This is a genomic window from Rhodococcus sp. SG20037, from assembly GCF_031763325.1.
Taxonomy (GTDB): domain Bacteria; phylum Actinomycetota; class Actinomycetes; order Mycobacteriales; family Mycobacteriaceae; genus Rhodococcus_F; species Rhodococcus_F qingshengii.
The window spans coordinates 2,785,779-2,806,559 of record NZ_CP134497.1; the positions used below are offsets into that span (position 1 = coordinate 2,785,779).

At 63.7% G+C, this 20,781-nt stretch carries 8 protein-coding genes; 5 read left to right on the plus strand and 3 right to left on the minus strand.

Translation table 11 applies throughout. The features are described from left to right. Positions 1–175 precede the first annotated feature (175 nt). Genes RHP72_RS12965 through RHP72_RS12980 form a run of 4 tightly spaced genes read left to right on the plus strand, consistent with a single transcriptional unit; the run spans position 176 to position 15,831 of the window. Complete coding sequence (locus RHP72_RS12965) at positions 176–12,637, plus strand: non-ribosomal peptide synthetase (RefSeq protein ID WP_311094749.1); 12,462 nt, start codon at positions 176–178, stop codon at positions 12,635–12,637. Between the two features lie 40 nt (positions 12,638–12,677). Further along, a complete protein-coding gene (locus tag RHP72_RS12970; RefSeq protein WP_003942170.1) occupies positions 12,678–13,691 on the plus strand; it encodes a Fe2+-enterobactin ABC transporter substrate-binding protein in 1,014 nt (337 codons plus the stop codon). Positions 13,692–13,708: 17 nt separating this feature from the next. Further along, complete coding sequence (entS, locus tag RHP72_RS12975; RefSeq protein ID WP_311094750.1) at positions 13,709–14,989, plus strand: enterobactin transporter EntS; 1,281 nt, start codon at positions 13,709–13,711, stop codon at positions 14,987–14,989. Further along, the gene (locus RHP72_RS12980; protein ID WP_020907492.1) at positions 14,986–15,831 is read left to right on the plus strand and encodes a siderophore-interacting protein; all 846 of its coding nucleotides are present in this window, start codon (positions 14,986–14,988) and stop codon (positions 15,829–15,831) included. Before entS ends, RHP72_RS12980 begins: the two co-directional genes overlap by 4 nt. On the opposite strand, the gene RHP72_RS12985 is transcribed toward RHP72_RS12980, so the two are convergent. Then, entirely contained in the window at positions 15,780–17,228 is a 1,449-nt protein-coding gene (locus tag RHP72_RS12985; RefSeq protein WP_311094751.1) for an MFS transporter, read from the minus strand. The genes RHP72_RS12980 and RHP72_RS12985 overlap by 52 nt on opposite strands. A 522-nt stretch (positions 17,229–17,750) precedes the next feature. Here RHP72_RS12985 and RHP72_RS12990 point away from each other — a divergent pair. Continuing rightward, positions 17,751–18,161: a hypothetical protein gene (locus RHP72_RS12990; protein ID WP_311094752.1), complete on the plus strand. Its 411-nt coding sequence runs from the start codon at positions 17,751–17,753 to the stop codon at positions 18,159–18,161. Between the two features lie 87 nt (positions 18,162–18,248). Here RHP72_RS12990 and RHP72_RS12995 read toward each other — a convergent pair whose 3' ends face one another. Further along, the gene (locus RHP72_RS12995) at positions 18,249–19,874 is read right to left on the minus strand and encodes an ABC transporter permease (RefSeq protein ID WP_311094753.1); all 1,626 of its coding nucleotides are present in this window, start codon (positions 19,872–19,874) and stop codon (positions 18,249–18,251) included. Beyond that, positions 19,871–20,662, minus strand: coding sequence for an ABC transporter ATP-binding protein (locus RHP72_RS13000; RefSeq protein ID WP_051649609.1), 792 nt, complete (start codon positions 20,660–20,662; stop codon positions 19,871–19,873). The genes RHP72_RS12995 and RHP72_RS13000 overlap by 4 nt, the downstream gene beginning before the upstream one ends. Positions 20,663–20,781: the final 119 nt, after the last annotated feature.

A 20,781-nucleotide genomic window follows, 5' to 3' on the forward strand; every position in this document is an offset into this window, starting at 1 on the left:
ACTGTCCCGCAAGCGGTTGTAGAAGCGCGTGTCCTCTGATTGACGCGTCGGGAGCCGTCGGTTCTCGGGTCACCGGCGAGGCGGATTCCCCGATTCATTGACATTTAGTTTAGGCTACCCAAAACGACGTTAGGTCACCCTTGGGTGACGTGTGTCCACAGACGAGGGGATCAGTGTGAGCGTTCTTCCAGGTTCGAACTCCGGAGCGGCGAGCGAAGCTACGTTTGCTCTCACAGGAGCTCAACTCGGGATTTGGAACGCACAGAGGCTTGATCCCGAATCTCGGAGCTACCTCGTCGGTGAGGTGCTCGAAATCTCGGGCGACGAACCGATCGACACCGAACTGCTGACAGCCGCCATCACGGCGACGATCGGTGAAGCCGAAACCATGCGGCTGCGGATGATCGAGACGGCGGACGGCCCGCGTCAGTACATCTCCGACGAGCCGGTTGGCATCATCCCGATCACCGACGTCCGTGACGAGCGCGATCCCGTAGCCGTGGCGCACGCACTGGTCGACGCCGAGCGCAGCCGGGCGTCCGAGTACTGCCGCCTGATGGTGGAGCGTCCGCTGTACACCTACTCGCTGATCAGGCTCTCCGATCGCGAGATCTGGTGCATTCAGCTCTATCACCACCTGATCGTCGACGGATACAGCGCAGCAATGATTTCGCGCCGAGTCGCCGCGCACTACACGGCCGCGAAGAAGGGAACCGAGGTCGCGCCAACGCGATTCGGTTCTATGACAGATCTGGTCAGCGAGGACGAGGCGTACCGGGCTGGCGAGCAGTTCGCGGAAGATCGTGACTACTGGCGTGATGTCCTGACGCCGTTGCCCGCGTTGGACGGACGCGGCCAGCAGGTCACCGGTCCGGCGGAACGAACGATCCAGGTTCGCGAGGTCATTACCGCCGACGCCCTCAGCTGCCTCAAAGAGGTGGCAGACGCGACGGGAACAACGTGGGCCGAGGCACTGATCGCCTGCTACGGCGCGTTTCTCCACCGACTGCTCGGCGAGACGGATGTTGTCATCGCGATGCCACTCATGGCGCGCGTAGGCCGCACGGCACTCAAGACGCCGGCCATGGCAGTCAACGTTCTGCCTCTCCGGTTGACGATTCGCAGCCACGATCGACTCGGTGACCTGAGCAAGCAGGTGGCCGCCACGATGAAAAGCCTGCGCGCACACCAGCGCTACCGCGGTGAGAATCTTGCTCGGGACCTGGGCGTCGCCGGCACCGGCGCACTGCTTCACGGGATCGGAATCAATCTCAAGGCTTTCGACTTCGCCCTCGATTTCGCCGGCGCTGTGGGTGTACTGCGTAACGTCGCCGGGGGACCGCCGGAGGACCTGGGTTTGACGGTGACGCCCATTGCGGACGGCGAAGTTCTACTCGGATTCGAAGTGGACGCGCGTACCAATACTCGGGAATCGGTTCAGCGTCGCCTCGCCGGTTTCGTCAGCATCGTCAACGCGATGGTCGGGGAGGGAGATCCTGCCGTCGGTCAGGTGGAGATGATGCCTGCGGCCGAAGCCGCGCGGATTCTCGCCGGCCGCGAAACTGCACCGCTGCCCGGCTCGGTCGAACTCGTTCCCGACGTGTTCGACCGCATCGTCGTCGAGCACGCGGATGACACAGTCCTCGTGTGCGGTGACGAAACAGTGACAGGCGAAGAACTCGGTGGCCGCGTCCACAAGCTCGCCCGGTTGCTTCGGGCCCGCGATGTCGGCCCGGACGACATTGTCGGACTTGCGCTTCCGCGTACTTCCGAGATGGTGGTGGCTCTGCTCGCGACATTGAACGCGGGCGCAGCGTACGTGGCCCTGGATCCGCAGCACCCGGCCGAGCGGTTGCGAGATCTGATCGACGATGCGCAGCCGAAGGTCGTGATCACCACTTCCACTCTGGCCGAGCAACTCGTCGGAGGTTTTCGGCCCGACCCCCTCGTCATCGATTCCGACGCAGTCCGCGAAGAACTCCGTGCTAATTCCGAGCTTCCACTCGAACTCGGTGAACTGGCGACAGCACGGCATGGTGATCACCTGGCGTATGTCATCTACACCTCGGGATCGACAGGCAAGCCCAAGGGTGTGCTGGTCAGAGGCGGTGGATTGGCGCACCTGCTTCACCACCATCGCGCCACCATCTACCGGGACACCGCCGAGCGCGTCGGGAACCGCCAACTGCACACCGCGCACACAGCGTCGTTCGCCTTCGATGCGTCTCTCGATCAACTGTTGTGGCTGCTGTGTGGTCATCGTGTGCACGTATACGACGAGGAACTGCAGAAGGACGCGGTTGCTCTGGTCGCGGCGTTCGAGCGAGATCGCGTCGACGTGGTCGACACGACGCCGTCGATGGCGGCAGCGATGGTGGACAACGGGTTGCTGCGTACGCATCGGTTGCAGCTCCTCGTCGTGGGTGGCGAGGCGGCACCGCCCGCACTGTGGGACGCGATCATCGAATCCGGTGTTCCGGCTCGAAACCTGTACGGCCCCACCGAAACGACGGTCGACGCGATCGCGACCACGGTCGAAGGTGCCGGACCGCGTATCGGGTACCCCCTCGCGGGTACCCGTGCGTACCTGCTCGACAGCGCGCTCGAGCCGGTCGCCGACGGTGAACGAGGTGAGCTCTACCTGGCCGGACCGCAATTGGCCAGGGGCTACCTCGGCCGCGCCGGCGCGACCTCCGAGCGTTTTGTCGCAGATCCTTTCGGGGCTCCGGGAGATCTGATGTACCGCGCCGGGGACGTGGCGCGGTGGGTGCCGGGGCGGGGCTACGACTTCATCGGTCGCAGCGACAAGCAGGTGAAGATTCGCGGACATCGAGTCGAGTTGAGCGAGGTCGAGGCTGTTCTCGGATCGGTACCCGGAATCGGCGCCGCTGCCGCGCTGATCCGTACGGATGGGGGACGGCCCAGCCTCGTCGGCTACGTTGTAGCCGCCGCCGGCGCGACGCTTCCGCCGCAGGAAGAATTGCGCCGTGACCTCGCCGGTCGCGTACCGGATCATCTCGTTCCCGCCGCAATCGTCGTTCTGGACGAACTGCCCGTCACGGTGAACGGAAAGCTCGATCGTGCGGCACTACCTGCCCCGGCTGCCGAATCGGAAGGTCGCGCTGCATCCACACCACACGAGGAAATCCTCTGTGACGTGGTGGCCGAGGTGCTCGGCCGCGAACGCGTCGGCGTGGACGAGGATTTCTTCGGCCTCGGTGGTGACAGCATCACGGCAATCAGTGTCAGCAGTCGACTGCGGGTGCGTGGTCTGATCGTTGCTCCCAAAGAACTACTGGCACAGCGAGATCTGGGAACCATCGCCGCTGCGGCGCGTGAGATTGCCGATGACGCCGACGCCGTAGCCTCGGTTGCGGACGTGGCGACCGGCACCGTGATCGCCCCGCCGATCGTTCGAGCACTGATCGACAAGAATCCGACAGACGAGGCAATCGCGGGCTACGCGCAATGGACCGCAGTGCGCATCGACGACAGCCTTTCACTGGGTGACCTGCAGTCCGGCGTGCAGACGATCCTCGATCACCATGACGCTCTACGCCTGCTCCTGCGCCGTGACAACGACAGCGGCACTGCCGAATTGATCGTCCGGGACGCCGGTGCAGTGCGCAGCGAGGGACTCGTTCGCGAGGTGTCCGACACCTCCGAGCCGTCCCGGATCAGAGAGCTCGCGGAGGCGTCGGCGGCGAGTCTCGACCCACGCGCCGGTGAACTCCTGCGAGTCGTACTGGTCAATACCGAGGCCGGTCGACCCGACCAATTGATCGTCGTGGCTCACCATCTGATCGTCGACGGTGTGTCCTGGCGAATTCTGCTTCCAGACCTCCACGAAGCTACCGATGCAGCGCGCGAGCGTAGGTCGGCCCGGTTGGCTGCAGGCGGAAGTTCGTGGCGTCGATACGCAGGGTTGCTCGCGGAATTCGGGGCCTCTGGCAGCAGGGCGTCAGAGCTCGAGTACTGGAAGTCCGCGTCGGTACAGGCGGACGACGAGCCGATCGGCAGTCGTCGTCTCGACCCGAAGATCGACGTGACCGCAACCGCCTCTCGCACGACAACCATTGCGCCCCCGGCCGTCACCGACGCGCTGTTGACCACGCTTCCGGCGGCGTATCGAGCCAAGGCCGACGAAGTGCTTCTCTCGGGTTTGATGCTTGCCTTGCGCTCATGGCAGCACGGCCGCGGCCTCATCGGGCTGCCCGCGCAGACAGTTACCGTCGAAGGTCATGGCCGCGACGCGCTCACCAGCGACACCGACTTCGCCGGAACCATCGGGTGGTTCACCAGTGAGTTCCCCGTCCGGGTTCCCACCGATGCACTGCTCACCGCAGACGATCTTGCCGACGCACTGAGCGGCGGAGCAGCTGCGGGGCATCTCCTTCGTGCGGTGAAGGAGGCAAAACGCGCCGTACCCGGAGGCGGAGTCGGCTATGGAGTTCTGCGGCATCTGGATCCCGACACCGCACCTGACCTTTCCGCGTGCGCTACACCCGAACTGCTGCTCAACTATCTGGGCCGCTTCCCGTCCTTGCCCGGAACCGGATGGCGATTGCCGGAGCAGGATCCATTCGCGGTCATCGAGCCGGCGACGAAGGTTATGTCGGAAGTGCTGGCGCTCAACGCATTTGTCCGAGAGGACGACTCGACGACGCTGGCAGTCGAATGGACTGCGGCGGGTTCAGTGCTCGACGGCGCGACGATCGTCGAGCTGCAAGAGCATTGGGAACGTGCGCTCGCTGCCCTGACCGCGCATGCCGCGCTCTTCGAGGGTGGTTTGACGCCTTCCGATTGCTCGGCGACGATCTTCGGCCAGGGCGCGGTGGTCGATCAGGCAGGGATCAACGAACTCGAAGCCGTCCACGGACCGCTTGCCGACGTCCTTCCGCTCTCGCCGCTACAAGAAGGTCTCCTGTTCCATGCGGTCCGTGACGGAGTCGCAGACGTCTACACGCTCACTGCACGCTTCGACCTCTCCGGGCCACTGGACGAGGCGAAGTTGGCCGACGCGTTCGAGACCGTGATCGACAGGCACCCGAACCTTCGCGCAGCTTTTCACTACGAGCAGTTCGAACGGCCCGTTCAGATCATTCCGCGCGGCGCAAAAGTCGAGTGGCGTTCGGTCGATCTGACCTCCGTTCCAGCTGACACTGCATTCCGCTCTGCAGATCAGCTCGAGGACGAGGCCGCCAAGCATGTCTTCGACGTCAGTACACCGCCTCTGCTGCGTGCACTACTGGTTCGGCTGCCCGGCGGGGTGCACCGTTTGGTCCTCAACGCGCACCACCTGCTCACCGACGGTTGGTCGACTCCGATCGTCCTGCGCGAGCTGATGAACGTCTACCACGACGGCGACAGCCGCCTCCCTGCGCCGACGCCGTATCGCGACTACTTGGCATGGATCGCCGGCCGTGATCAGGACTCTGCCCGCGCAGCGTGGAGCGAGCGTTTGCGTGGGCTCACCGCGCCGACTCTCGTTGCCGATGCCGGAGCGCCGCGAAGTGTGCCCGTCGCGCTCGAGGTTCCTCTCGCGACATCGGACGCCGAAGCGCTGATCGAACTCGGCCGTGCGCGAGCGCTGACGGTCAACACCCTGGTTCAGGGTGCGTGGGCAGCAGCGCTCGCCGAAGCGACAGGACAGTGGGACGTCGTGTTCGGGGCCACGGTGTCCGGCCGACCTGCCGAACTCTCGGGGGTGGAGGGAATGGTCGGGTTGTTCAGCAACACGATTCCGGCCCGCCTCGACATCGTCGCGGACCGGCCTTTGCTCGATCAGTTCGTCGATCTCCAGAACGCCCAATTCGACATCGTGGACGTCGAACACACCAGTTTGGCCGAGATCGAACGCATCGCCGGAATCGGGCAACTGTTCGACACGCTCCTGGTGTTCGAGAACTTCCCGAACTCCGGTGCAGGACAGCCTGCATCGCACACACTGCGGGTCGAGGGATTCACCAACCGCGGAGTCACGCACTATCCGATGACGTTGATGGCGCCGCCGAGCACCGGTCTGGATCTGGTTCTGTACCACGATCCGGCAGTTGTCTCCGACGCCACGGCGGAGCGAATGGTCACACGGCTCGCGGAGATCCTGCGTGGGTTGCTGACCGAGCCGACAGCTCCCGCATCCGCGGTGCTCACGGTAGTCCGACAGGCAGCGTCCGTTGCCGATGCGGTGTCTGCCGCGAAAAATGTCGCTGTCACGAAAAAGGTGGCCGCGTCCGAACCTGCGATCGATGTCGATCCCGCGGTCGTTGATGCAGTGTGCGCCTGTGTCGCAACGGTGTTGGAGATTCCCGACGTCGATCCGGGCGACAATTTCTTCACTCTCGGCGGTCACTCGCTCACTGCGATGCGGTTGGTGGGAAGCCTGCGCAAGCTGGGAATTCGCGTCGTCGTCTCGGATGTCTTCGACACCCCGACCCCCCTCGGTCTTGCCGTGGCCGCACGCGTCGATCGGACGAAGTTCTCGCCGGATTCGGTCGTTGGCGTCGATCGACCCGTCGTGACCGTGGCGACGTTCCGCGCCCCGGCGGTGGCGGGAAATCCTGATCACGAGCGGTACTGGGTTCGCACGCTCGCGGACCTGCCCCTCGAAACGGACCTTCCGTATGACCGCCCGCGCGGCGAAGAGTACCGCCCGCACACCTACCTCCGTCAGCTACGCGATGCCCGGTTCGGTGACGAACCAGGATTCGACGCGGTGCTGTTGGCCGCCGTGGCGGCGACGCTGAACAGCTTCGGCGGTGGTCGGGACCTTGCGGTCGGACTGGTCTCGGAAGGGACTGACACCCTGATTCGGGTCGACCTGTCCGGTCGGCCGAGAATTGCCGATGTCGTTCGGCGAGTCGAAAACGCTGTCTCCGAGGCACTTGCGCATTCCGATGTCAGCCTCGACCGAATCGCCGATCTACTCGGGCGTCCGACGAGCAGCCTGTTCGCTGCCCGTGTCGGTCACTCGCCCGGAAAGAGCGTCGACCTCGAATTCGTCCGAACCGCAACAGAACTTCGATTGACGGTTGATGCCGGGCTGTTCGACGCCGCGACTGCGGACGCATTGCTCGACGGTGTGATCGCGGTCCTCGGTCACGAAATCAGCACTGTCGTCGCGGATCTGCGACTGGCGGAAAACAAGCCGGATCGCGACCCGGGCCGACGCGCGACGCCGCCGTCGGGGATCTCGCAGTTGTTCGCTCGACACGTCAGCCGCCACCCCGACGACATCGCGGTGATCTCCGGCGAGGTCGGAATTACCTACGGGGAACTGTCGGCGCGCGTCGACGAGCTGGCCCGCGAACTTCTCGCGGTCGGCGCCGGACCCGAGAAGGTAGTCGCCGTCGCGCTGGATCGAAATGCGGATCTGGTGGCCGGACTGCTCGCGGTACTGCGCATCGGCGCTGCGTACCTGCCACTCGACGTCGATTACCCGACTGAGCGGCTCGAGTTCATGATCGAGGACGCGGCTCCGGTGTGTGTCCTGACCAGTATCGACAGCGCCGGGCAACTTCCGTTGACGGTCGCCACGTGTGTCTTCGTGGACGGTGAGTTCACCAACTCGGGTGTCGTGCTTCCTCCGCCGCCCGCGGCGGGTGATCACCTCGCCTACATGATCCACACCTCCGGTTCGACGGGTCGCCCCAAGGGCGTGATGGTCTCGACGGGCAACCTCGCAGCCTTCGCGGACACGGTACTCGAGGATTGCTGGATCAGGCCGGGCGATCGCATCGTCGCGGTGACAACGGTGTCGTTCGACATCGCGGCACTGGAGTTGCTGTGCCCGCTCGCGGCGGGCGCGACTGTCGTGATCGCAGACCGCAGGACGGTTCGCGATCCGGATGCGTTGTCGGCGTTGATCATCGCAAGCGATGCGACAGTGATGCAGGCAACGCCGGCGCTGTGGCGAGTGGTCACCGAACACGAGAACGCAGTCGGACTCGCCATGGTGCGAGCCCTGGTGGGAGGGGAAGCCCTCCCGCAGGATCTGGCCGACGATCTGGTGGCCAACGCTGCTTCGGTCCGGAATGTCTATGGACCCACCGAGGCCACGGTGTGGGCGACATCTTCGGTCATCACGACCGGCGACCGAGTCACGATCGGTCAGCCCTGGACCGATGTGCACGTGCGAATCCTCGACGACGACCTGCGTGAGGTTCCGGAAGGCGTTGCGGGCGAGCTGTATCTGGGCGGTGCGCAGGTGGTCCGCGGATACCTGAACCGCCCCGATCTGACCGTCGCTCGGTTCGTCGCCGATCCTTCTCTGCCGGGGGCACGCCTCTACCGCACCGGCGATCTGGTCCGACGCCGGCGAGGGGTTTTGCACTTCCTTCGTCGTGCGGACGATCAGGTGAAGGTTCGCGGTTTCCGCATCGAGCTCGGCGAAGTCGAAGGCGCGCTCGGATCGGTGGCAGGTGTGTTCCGCGCGGCAGCCACCGTTCGCGTCGATGCGGCGGGTACCGGAAGTTTGCACGGGTATGTGGTTCCCGAAGGTGCAACCACGCTCGATTCGGTACTGGTGCGCAAGGAGATTGCGCGGCTCCTACCCGAACACATGGTGCCGCAGACCATCACGGTGCTCGAGGCACTACCACTCACCCTCAACGGGAAGGTGGACCGGAAGGCATTGCCCGACACCGCGCCGGATCGCGTGCAGAGTCCGCTCGTGGCCGTCGATGCGGATCGTCGGGCACGGCTCGAGTCGCTGAGCCCGGGCTGGCAGGACGTGCTGCCACTCGGTCCCTTGCAGGAAGGCATGTACTTCCAGTCGGTTCTCGACGGCGCCGGCGGCACGGATGTCTATCACATGCAGCCGCGATTCGAGTTCTCCGCCGATGCCGCCGTCGACGTTCGCTCACTCCGCGCAGCAGGGGATGCGCTCTTGCGACGCTATCCGAACTTGCGGGCCGGCTTCACACACGCCGGGTTCGACGCTCCGGTGCAGTTCGTGCCCAGGGAAGCCGAAATGCCTTTCCGTGAGATCGATCTGAGCGCAGTCGCACCCGAGGACTTGGATATCGAGGTCCGCGCCGTCGACGAGGCCGAATTCGGCAGGCTGTTCGACTTGAGTGCGCCGCCACTCATTCGAATGGTGCTGGTCTGGTTGCCAGGTGGGGGAGCGCACCTCGTCTTCACTCAGCACCACCTGCTGACCGACGGTTGGTCGCAGACCTTGATGTACGCGGAGTTGTTTGCGCTCTACGAGTTTGCTCGCACACACGGCACGGACCCGGTTGGACTCGACGGCGCGCTCGACAAGCCTGCGGACTTCCGTGATCACCTGCGATGGATCGCCGAAGCGGATCGCACGGACGCCATCTCGTCCTGGAAGGACTACCTCGCGGATCTCGAGCAACCCACACTCGTGGGTGGTACGGGATCAGGCGGGCGCGCTCCGTTGCCGGTGTTCACCCGGGTTCAGCTCGAACAGAGCATCACCGAGCACGTACGCGAGCTGGCCAGACGTAGCGGAGTGACGCTGTCCACCGTGGTTTCTGCGGCGTGGGGCCTGGCATTGCGCGCCGTGACGGGCCGTGACGACGTGGTCTTCGGATCGACGGTTTCGGGACGTTCACCCGAGGTCGAGGGCGCCGACCGAATGGTGGGCTTGGCGCTCAACACCATTCCCGTGCGTGTCCGGGTCCGGCCAGGCGAGGAGATCTCGGCGTTGCTCGGACGCCTGTTCCGTGAACAAGGTTCGCTGCTGGGGCATCACCATCTCGGGCTCGGCGACGTGCAGCGAAGTGCAGGGTTCGCCACGCTCTTCGACACGCTCTACGTTTTCCGCAACACCCCTCGCGACGAACAGGCACGTCGAGACACGTTCGGTCGCAGTGGAATCGTCGGGTTCGATGCGGTGGACGGCACGCACTATGCGCTCACGCTCGACGTGGATCCGGGTGTCGGGGACGCGGCGATGGCGCTCACACTCGAAAACCGTCCTGACCTGATTCCGCACGACGTGGCTCAGGACATCCTGTCCCGCACCATCACGATTCTCGAAGTGATGGCGAATTCCGATACCGCCACGGTGGCGGACACGGCGGTTCCGCTTTCGCGCACCCCCGCGGAATTCGCTTCGGATTACGTCGTGATGCCACGGCCGGACCAGGCCGGCGGTAGCGTGGACGCACTACTGCGCGAAAGGGCAGCGGCAACTCCGGACGAGACGGCGCTGGTCTTCGGAGACGTCACACTGAGCGCAGCCGAGATGAACTCTCGGGTGGACAGACTGGCACGGATACTCGCTTCGGCGCTGGGGCAGTCGGTACCAGGCGGGGGACCGACCCGTGTTGTCGCGCTCGCGCTTCCGCGTACTGCCGATCACGTCGTCGCGATCTTCGCCGTCATGAGAACCGGAGCGGCCTACCTTCCCTTGGATCTGGCTCACCCACCGGCACGCCTGCGCGAACTCATCCTCGACAGCGATGCGGCGCTGGTAGTCACCACGACTCGGACGCGTGACCTCGTTGTTCCCGATGGACAGGCATGTCTGGTACTCGACGACCCGGACGTGGCCGGGGTACTCGACGGGCAGTCTTCGGCACCAGTTGTCGACGAGGCCGCGGTCTGCGGGCCGACCTCACCGGACCAGCCTGCCTACGTCATCTACACCTCGGGCAGTACCGGAAGACCCAAGGGCGTCGTGGTGGGTCACCGCGGGTTGACGACGATGTATCACAATCACAAGGCCGAGATATTCACTCCGACCGAAAACAGTGTGGGTGGCCGACGTCTGCGCATCGCGCATACGGTCTCGTTCTCGTTCGACATGTCGTGGGAGGAACTGTTCTGGTTGCTCGCGGGGCACGAAGTTCACGTGATCGACGAGCAGGCGCGACTGGACCCCGCGTCTCTGGTGAAGCATTACCGCGAAGTCGGTATCGACGTCGTGAATGTAACCCCCTCGTATGCACGGGAACTGATGGCCGCCGGTCTCCTCGACGGTGAGCGGACGCCGGTGTTGGTGATGCTCGGCGGAGAAGCTGTACCTGCCGAGTTGTGGTCGCGATTGCGCGATCAGGACGGTGTCGACGGGTACGACCTTTACGGGCCGACGGAGTTCACGATCAACGCGATGGGATCCCCGGTTCAGGGGAGCGAGACACCCTGCTTGGGTCGTCCGATTCTGAACGCGTCTGCGCGGGTACTCGATTCGGGTCTGCGGGAGGTACCGATCGGAGCGGCGGGCGAGCTGTACATGTCCGGAGACGGAACGGCGATGGGTTACCTTCACCGGACCGCGTTGACCTCCGCTGTGTTCGTTGCTGATCCCTACTCCGTCGGCAAGCGCATGTACCGCACGGGCGATGTCGTACTGCGTCGTCGCGACGGTGAACTCGAATACCTGGGTCGCGCGGACCATCAGGTCAAGATCCGAGGCATTCGGATCGAATTGGGTGAAGTGGAATCCGCGTTGGCGTCGTTGCCGGGAGTGTTGCGAGCGGCAGCGTCCGTCCGTAGCGAAGGCGGTGCGCCGCCGAGACTGGTCGGCTACGTCATCGAAGAACCCGGTGCCGATTCAACCGATCTGCGAGCTGCGTTGCGGGAACGCGTACCGGCACACCTGGTTCCGTCGGACATCGTCGTCGTGGATTCGATTCCGCTGACGCCCAACGGAAAACTGGACCGCGGTGCGTTGCCGGCACCCCCCGCCCGAGTAGCGGCCCGAGCACCGCGAACCGAGATGGAAAGGCAACTGTGCCAGGTCTTTGCGCGGGTACTCGGCGTCGAGGCAGTCGATCCCGAAGAGAGTTTCTTCGATCTCGGCGGCGACTCGCTTCGAGCAATGCGACTGGTGGGGGAGATGGAGCACGACCTGTCGGTGAGCGTCGGTGTGGCAACGCTGATGGCCCGTCCGACAGTCGCCGAGCTCGCAGCACACCTTGACGAGTCGGCGTCCGAAATCGATCTGAGTCGTGATCGCCTCCTGACACTGCGAGCCGAAGGCAGCGGAGAACCACTGTTCTGCGTGCATCCGGCCGGTGGATTCGCTTGGCCCTTTGCGCCTTTGACCGGTGTTCTCGAGGCCGACCGTCCACTGTTCGGCCTGCAACTGCCCACAGTTGCCGGGGAGCCACTCGAACCGACGAACGTGGACCAACTGGCAGCGATGTACGTCGACACGATTCGCGGCGTGCAACCGAGCGGGCCGTACCACCTGCTCGGCTACTCGTTCGGTGGCAACGTCGTTGCCGCGATGGCGGCTCAGCTGGTCGATATCGGCGAGACGGTGGAGTTCGCCGGTCTGATCGATACTCATCCACTGGGAGATCGTGACGATCGCGGTCGCGACGATGCCGACGACCGAGATCTGGCCGCCGCCCTGCCACCCGAGATCCTCACTCAGGCACCGGGACTGGTCGACGCTGTTCGGGCGGGTTTTGATGCCACTCGTTTGCTCGTGGCCAGCTCGACCGACACAACCTACGACGGACCGGTTACTCTGATCACCGCCGACGCCGAGGCGTCCGGACAGCTGCTGGCTGATCGCTGGCGCGGAGTCCGCGGGGACCAGGACATGGCAGTACACCATCTGCCGTACGACCACGCCGGATTGGTGACCCCAGCCGGGTGGGCGGCGATTGCCCCGCTGCTCGACAGCTATTTGTCGAAACGCACGGCCACATAGTTCGAAAACCACACAGTTGAAACACAATGGGAGCTCAATGATGAAGTCCACACCGCCCCTCGCGATACGGAGTTGGCGACGTTTCGTCGCCATCGCAGGGTTGCTGATCGTCGCACTCGTGGCGATGATCGGTTGCAGTAGCGATTCGAACGACGAACCGACCAAGGCTGCAGAGCCCACGACCCGCGTGATCGAGACCGAGAAGGGCTCGGTCACCGTGCCCGCGTCGGCGGAGCGCATCGTGGTTCTGAGCGGCGGTCTCGCCGGATACCTGTACGCCCTGGACGCACCGGTGGTTGCCACCGATACCCGCGTCCTCGGTGTCACGAACCTCGACGGTGGATTCCCGCCGGCTTGGGCGGACGCCGCAAAGGCGCAGGGCACCAAGGAATTGCCGGCCGGCGAGCAGCTCAACATCGAAGCCGTCGCGGCGGCTGAGCCCGACCTGATCATCGGCGGTGGCCAGGGAATCACCTCTGTTCAGTCCGAGGAACTCTACGATCAGCTCACTGCTATCGCACCCACCGTCTTGGTCCCCAAGACGGTCGCCGCGTGGGACAAGCAGCTCGAAATCGTCGCCGACGCGGCGGGCCGTTCCGACCAGGTTCCGGCACTGATGAGCGCATACGAGGACAAGGTCAAAGAGGTCAAGGGCAAGATCAAGGTTCCCGAGGGAAACGTCGTCTACTTCCTCTCGGTCTCGAGCAACAAGCCGTACCTCGTTCCGCCGACGGCCGCGCTGCCCGCGATGCTCGCCGAGCTCGGTTTCAAGGCCGACGACGTCATGGCCAAGGCCGGCAACCCGCAGCTCTTCGGCTCGGGTGACTCGTTCGAGGTCAGCCCGGAACTGCTCTCGCAGGTCGCCGATGCTCCTGTCGCCTTTGTGATTCCGGTGTCCGGTCGCCCGATGGCCGAACTTGCCACCGATCCGCTTTACTCGCAGTTGCCGTCCTTCAAGGCAGGCACGACGTTCGAGCTCCCCGCCAGCAGCTACCGTCCTGACTACGACGGCGCAATGGCTACCCTCGACCTGATCGGCCAGACCTTCGCATGACTCGATTCGGTGGGCTGGTGATCGATATTTCACCCTTGCGGACCAGCCGTCCCTTCAGGTACGCCTTTTCCGCGCGATTGATCTCGCTGCTCGGGATCGGACTGCTCGTCGTAGCCGTCCCCGCGCAGACGTACCAGCTCACCGGCTCGACCTTGCAGGTTGCCGGAGTGTCCACGGCGATGGCCATCGCCATGTTCTTCGGCAGCCTGTTCGGCGGCGTGCTCGCTGACCGTTACGATCGGCGACGCACCATCCAGTTGGCCCGCAGTGCTGCGGGTCTCGGCTTTGTCATTCTCGGGTGCAATGCGCTCTTGCCACACCCGTCGATGTGGGTCATCTACGTCGCGGCAGCTGTCGACGGCTTGGCCGGCGGTGTCAGCAGCTCGGCCTTGATGGCTTTGATGCCGACGTTGTTGCCGCGCAACAAGATGGCTGCGGCCGGCGCTTTGGTAGCGCTGACCACCGACATCGGGACGATGATCTCGCCGGCAATCGCCGGCGTGATCATCGCCTCCGGCGGCATTCCCGCGACATACTTTGTTGCTGCGGTGGCCACCGCAGCAACTGTCACGTTGTTCCAAGCCATCGGCCCTTCCCCGGCACCGGGCACGAATCACGAAAGCCCGATGCGCGCGCTGGTGACCGGCGTGAAATTCGCCGGCACGCACACAGTCATTCGCGGCATCCTGATCAGCGGTCTGTTGGTCATGTTCGTCAGCGGGCCGATGGTGTTGCTGCCTGCCTTCGTCGACCAGGTTCTCGGCGGCGGACCCACCATGCTCGGTCTGCTCTACGGCGCCCCCGCTGTCGGCGCTGTGGTCGGTTCCCTCACCAGCGGTTGGACCGGACGAGTCCACCGCAACGGCGCCGCGATGTTGATCTCTGTTGCGCTGATGCCTCTCGGCCTGGTGGTACTGGGTGCGTCGGGAGCAGCGATTGTCGCGTTCCTGGGCCTGGCCGGATTCGGCCTCGGCCGCGCACTCAACGACATTCTGAGATTTGCAGTCCTTCAACAGAACACGCCGGACGAATTGCGCGGACGCGTGTCCAGTCTGTGGATGGTGCAAGCCGTCACGGGTACGGCGATCGGTTCGATGGCAGCCGGGTTCCTCGGGCAGTGGCTCGAGCCTGGCCCCGCGCTACTGGTCTTGGGGCTCGCCGGTGTGACACTGGGCCTGGTGCTCCTGGCAGCATTGGGTTCGGTGCGCCGGGTAACTTCGGAGATCAACGAAGTCGATCTCTCCGAAAACACTGTGCCGGTGGGGAATGCTCCGCCGGAAAAGGAAGGTAGTTCATGAACCGAGGAGACCACCTCGCGACCATCGCCGAAGTTCTGGCGGGAACCACCGGCGCAAAAGTGCCGTACCCCATCGGCATTCGCGAACTCGAAGTTGTTCGCAGCGAAATGGTCGGGACCGGACTGTTGCGTCTGACCTTGGGTGGACCGGAGTTGGCGGGCTTCGAATCGCACGCTCCCGACGAGCATGTTCGCCTGGTCTACCCGGATGCAGACGGAACTTTACGTCTACCCGAACGCGACGGATTCAGCCTGAAGTGGCCTCGTCCATTGCCGATCTCGCGTGAGTACACCGTCCGTCGATACGACGCCGAGGCGGGGGAGCTGGACCTCGATTTCGCGCTCCACGATGGTGGGTACGCCTCTGATTGGGCTCAGGCGGCCACCGTCGGCACTCGGGTGCACGTGGCAGGTCCGCCCGGTGGCGTCGTGGTTCCGTGGACGTACGACCGCTACCTGCTGGCCGGTGACATCACCGCCCTTCCTGCCATTGCTCGTTGGCTCGAGATGATGCCCGCTGCTGCCGCCGGGTGGGTGTTCGTCGAGATCACCGACCCTTCACAGGAAATCGAACTCACTGTTCCGGAAGGCGTCGAGGTGCGATGGCTGCACCGCGGTGACGTCCCAGCCGGTCACTCGGATCTGCTCGAGCAGGCAGTACGGACGGTCACCGTGCCCGAGGGCGAGCGTGTCTACGCCTGGATCTCCGGTGAGGCCACCAGTCTCAAGCCGATTCGCAGATTCGTGCGCGACGAACTCGGCCTGAGTTCGGGCGACCACCTGATCACGGGCTACTGGAAGCGCGGAGTCGCAGACTTCGACGAGGACGACGACGACCACTGAACATCGGTTGATGCCGGTTTCGGCATCGTCACCGCGACAACGAGTCCGACAATCGCAACGATTGCCGCCACTCCGAAAGCTGTGGCGAATGCCGAGTGCTGGGGAAGGCCGCCGGATGAAGTCGCGCTCGCGATGATCCCGGCGGCAATTTGGGTTCCCACAGCAGAACCCAGCGATCTGGCGATCGTGACTATTGCCGTCGTGACACCTACGCGGTCTGCCGGTGCGCTGTCGGCGGAGATGACGAACACTGCCGTCGACGCGGCGGCAACGCCGGTACCCGCAAGGATCAGCACCACAACGATCTGCCACATCGTTGTTGCAAAGACCCCGACGGCGCCGCTCAGGCCGAGGAAGGCAACTCCCGCTACCGCAATGGCTTTCGTGCCGACCCGTTGTGCGAGCCTTCCGGAAATCACCGACGCGATCACCGCTGCGCCGTAACCGATGCACAGCAGGATTCCGATGGCACTTGTCGATGCACCGCGGCCGAATCCGCTCTCTGCCGGCACGGCGAGTTGTTGCGGAAGTAGATAGACAACAGCGCCGTAGGTGAACCCGAAAACCACGCCGACGACCACGGCGCTCCACATCGAACGATGCCGCATCATCGTCAGGTCGACCATCGGCTCGGTTGTCCGGCTCTGATACCTGGCCCAGATCGTGAACACGGCAGCGGAAGCGAGAACCAGCAGCATCGACGTCGGTGCGCCCCACCCGTTGCTCGACGCGCTCGCAAGCCACGCCGTCAGCGTCAATAATCCGAGAGCCAATCCAGCAGCTCCTGGCCAATCGAGTCGGCCGCCGACGTTCGACATGTGATCTCGTGGTGTGCTCACGGCAAAAGCAATTGCGCCGAGCAAAACGAACGCGGTCGGAACTGCATACATCGCGGTGCGTGAGACATTTTCCGCCACCGGTCCCGCCAGCACGACTCCCAGAGCGCCGCCGGCCACTACGACAGCCCCGAGCAAACCCGTGGCCGTCTTCAGTCGGTCCGAGGACAAAGTGCGTCGTAGGACCACGAAGCTCACGGGAAGCAACCCGAGCCCGAATCCCTGGAGAAATTGGCCGAGGACGAACAGCGGGAAGATCGTTGCGAGAGCGGACACGCTGCCGCCCAGGACAACGATTGTCGTGATCGCGAGCAAGGTGGGGCGGGCGCCGTACACGTCGGCTATTCGCCCGGCCATCGGCGTGACGAGGACAGTGCTCAACGTCAGAGCGACGGATGCGAGCGCTCCGACGTCGGCCGTCACTCCGAAGTCTCTCTGTATCAGGGGGAGTGCGGGGACGATGATGCTTTCGAGCGCGGCCACGGCAGCGATCAGCAGGGTCAGGCTTGCGATAGTTGCTACCGGTCGCGGCTGATTGCCGGAGACGCTCTCTGTGGTCATCGTGCTCTCTTTCGATCGGGGAGTGAGGAGCTTATGGACGCGACGAAACGCCGCCCCTCCAAGAGCTCGGAAGGGTTGTGGCACTGGATATATCGGGCTGTGAAGTAGACCGTCTCTTTATTTCGTTACGCGTACCGTTATTGTGGAGAAATGTAATCGGATTCAGCGCACAAAGCAAGAGTCGGATGGGGTGGAAATGGTGCCATGTATCGCCAGATCGCAACGGGCAGACTTTTGCTGCTACCGTCGGTCGGTGTCAGGCGATGTGACGATGGGGCTCATTTCTCGATGAGCATGACGCTGGTCACCAAAATGCTTCTCCGAGCAGGGAGTTCATCTGCCGGACACATCCAAGGTCCCCGTTTGAATGCCGGGTTTGTTAGCTTTCTGCCTGTGACGCGACGTCACGGAAAGTTCACGAATCACGGAGGATCATCATGGGTTCTATTTCAACGATCATCGGAATCTTCGAGCTCTACAAGCTTCTCGAGCCGCTGCTGAGCTCGCTGAGCTGATTCAGGTGTGATTTCGCTGTTGAGCCGGGGCGCCGAGGGACTCGGCTCGACAGCGGATCTCGAGGATCCGGCGCGATCAGGACCCGTGGAACGGATGTCGGCACCGGCAGAATTCCATCGCTCCGGTGTAGTGGTCCATCACCAGGATTTCTGCACACCGAGCGGGCTGCGGTGCGAACCTGAGGCAGCGCTCGATCCACCCGCGCTCCAGCGAAGGGGCGGTGTGCGCGCAGTTCCCGCATCGGCCGGGACGTTCGGCGACACGTACGGAACCGTAGTGCTCCGGGGGCATGCCAAACATCTTGGTGGTGCGATGTTTCCAGGGCAATGGTTCGGCTCGAGCGGAAGCTATGTCACGAAAGCCCGGCGGCGATATGCGAGGACCGAACCCGTTGAGCTGCGCTACCTGGATCCCTGATAATCCGATTGCCCAGACTGAGTTTTTTGGTGCAAGTTGCGGCTACTGCGCTGACGCCCAGAAATTCTCGGACTATCTGGGCAACGATCATGCGGTGGTAACCGCGAACAGAATCCGATCCGGCTCGCGTTGCATACGGGTGATCGCGACGCGGCCCCCGATCCAAGCACCAAGTGCACCAATCGCAACAGCGACAGGGATGGCGAAATAATTCACCGGGTTCGGTAGCAGCGCCCCGAGTAGAACGCCGGGCGCCGTTGTCGCGGCGAAGATGACGATGGCGAGGATGATCAGTCCGAAGGACGAGCCATTGAAGGATCCGCGGGTGTTGAGGGAGAACGTCTTCTTCATCTCCGGGACCGGGTAGGGGGCTTTGGCGGATATCGCTACTGCCAGTCCTGCACCGACTCCCATCATCGAAATGCCGACGGCGAGCGGCACGGCCAGTCGGTCGGTCCCGAGGTCCCCGAAGATCCGTACAGCAGCTGTTGCGACGACCACGAAGGGTGTCATCACGATCGCCCACGCGATTTGTCGGCCCCGGACGTCAGCGGCAGCGGCTTCGGGGATCATCACCAGATGCCAGATCGATGCGCCGTCGAATCCGTACAGATTCGATCCGGCTGCCATTGCCAGGTAGATCAGGAACCAGGCACCCCATGCGGCGGAGAAGGGGATCGATGACGAGATCAGCGGTCCGAAGCCGGAGACCAAGGTCATGATGGCAACGGAGAGCAGTTGTGTTCGTCGGCGCATGTCTCCGTGCCAGAGCGAAAGCCCGCGAGAGATGACGGTGCCCAGTCGGGATGCGCGCCAACCGGTTCGAATGTCGCGGCCCTGGTTCTTCAATTGCACGGAAGTGGCGCCCGCTGATTCTGCGACCTTCCCGTTGAAGTAGCGAACGACCAGGCGTTGCCATGACCACAGCAGTGCGAGATCGACCAGCACCAGGGCGAGGACTGCTCCGGCGGCGAGGAGCCAGGCGCCTCCTGCTGCTGCGTCGACACTGGTGATTCCCCACGCGAACGGGATCGAATGCGCGACCGTGAGCGGCCACGTGACGTCGCCGTCCACGACCGTGCCGAGGCGACTCTGCAGCGGAAATTGCAGCAGATACAGTCCGCCGAAGAACGTGCCGAATGCCAACAGTCCCAGTTCGCGGCTGCGACGACTCCGCAGGAGCTGCGACATCGCCAGCATCGCGACCCGTGAGGTGCCGACAATGAGCAGGACCGTTGCGGGCCAAGCGATAATGGCCAATGGCAGTGCGGCAGGGTGGTGTGTAGCGGCATAAATTGGAATCGCTGCTGCAGCCAACGCGGTAATCGGCACGGTCATACCGACCAGCGACGTCGAGAACAGTGCTCTGGCGAGTCGGACGGGTTCCAGGGGGAGTAGTTGGAAATGTCTGGGGTGAAGATTGTCATCTGACAGACCAGACATGATCGGCATCAAGATCCACATCACGCCGATAGCCGAAAGTGCGAGACTGGTTGTGCCGCTGACGAGATCGGGGGAAACACCGTTCTTTCCCGAAGCTCGTAGGCACAGTAGCGCTGCCCCCAGAACCCCGAACAACGCTGCAATGACCTTGATTACAGCTCTTCCACCGGTGAACTGACGTTTGTAGAGGGTCATGCGCATGCGGAGAACAGTGCGCCACACAGAGACCGACGGGTTCCAGTGTGTCGGTGAAAAGCTGGTGGTGGTCATGCGCGCATCCATGACAGTCCGTCGGGACTGGGACTGCGGCTACCGACAAGGCGAACGAATGCCTCGTCGAGAGTGTTGCCTGCGCGCACCTCGTCGACCGTTCCTGAAGCCACGACGCGACCGTCTGCGATGACTCCGATGTGAGTACACAGTTGTTCGACAAGGGCCATCACGTGACTGGAAAGAATGACCGAGCCACCTGAGTGGACGAACGAGAGCAGAATGCTCCGAATTCCGGCCGAAGAAATGGGGTCGACAGCTTCGAACGGCTCATCCAGTACCAGTAAGCGAGGGCCGTGCAACAAGGCCGAGGCCAACCCGATTTTCTTCGTCATGCCCGCTGAATAATCGGCGATGACCGTTCCACCTGCATCGGCGAGATCGAGCGCGGCCAACAGTTCGTCGCGTCGTGACGCGATGACGTCCTCTGGCATACCGCGCAGTCGCCCGAAATAGGTGAGTAGTTCATGACCGGTGAACTGGGCGGGTAGCGCCAAACCGTCGGGTAGGACGCCGAGCAGACTCTTCGCTGCCACAGGGTCGTTCCACACGTCGTAGCCGTACACCAGGCTGCGACCGTAGTGCGGGCGAAGCAATCCGACAGCCATCGACAATGTGGTCGTTTTTCCCGCACCATTCGGGCCAACCAGTCCGAACAACGAACCTGAGGGCACCGCAAGAGAAAGGTCGTTCACAGCAACTTTCGCGCCGAACGCCATGCAGAGGTGTTCCACTTGCAAAGCCATCGGTCCGGGAGGTAACTGTCCTGTCTCGGGGAGAGGGTGCATCGATCGAGGGTAACTGTCCGGAGCCATGTGCGCGGAGACGGAGCGGAGCGATGCAGGCTGCGTGCACCGAATGTCATTCCTAGGTGGGGGTTGCGACATGAGTCGCTGGTTCGCAAGGG

Bases quoted from the DNA above. Each gene is read 5' to 3' on its own strand.
- RHP72_RS12995 (WP_311094753.1), bottom strand. From the start codon at position 19,874: ATGACCACCACCAGCTTTTCACCGACACACTGGAACCCGTCGGTCTCT.
- RHP72_RS12985 (WP_311094751.1), bottom strand. From the start codon at position 17,228: ATGACCACAGAGAGCGTCTCCGGCAATCAGCCGCGACCGGTAGCAACT.
- RHP72_RS13000 (WP_051649609.1), bottom strand. From the start codon at position 20,662: ATGCACCCTCTCCCCGAGACAGGACAGTTACCTCCCGGACCGATGGCT.
- RHP72_RS12970 (WP_003942170.1), top strand. From the start codon at position 12,678: ATGAAGTCCACACCGCCCCTCGCGATACGGAGTTGGCGACGTTTCGTC.
- RHP72_RS12980 (WP_020907492.1), top strand. From the start codon at position 14,986: ATGAACCGAGGAGACCACCTCGCGACCATCGCCGAAGTTCTGGCGGGA.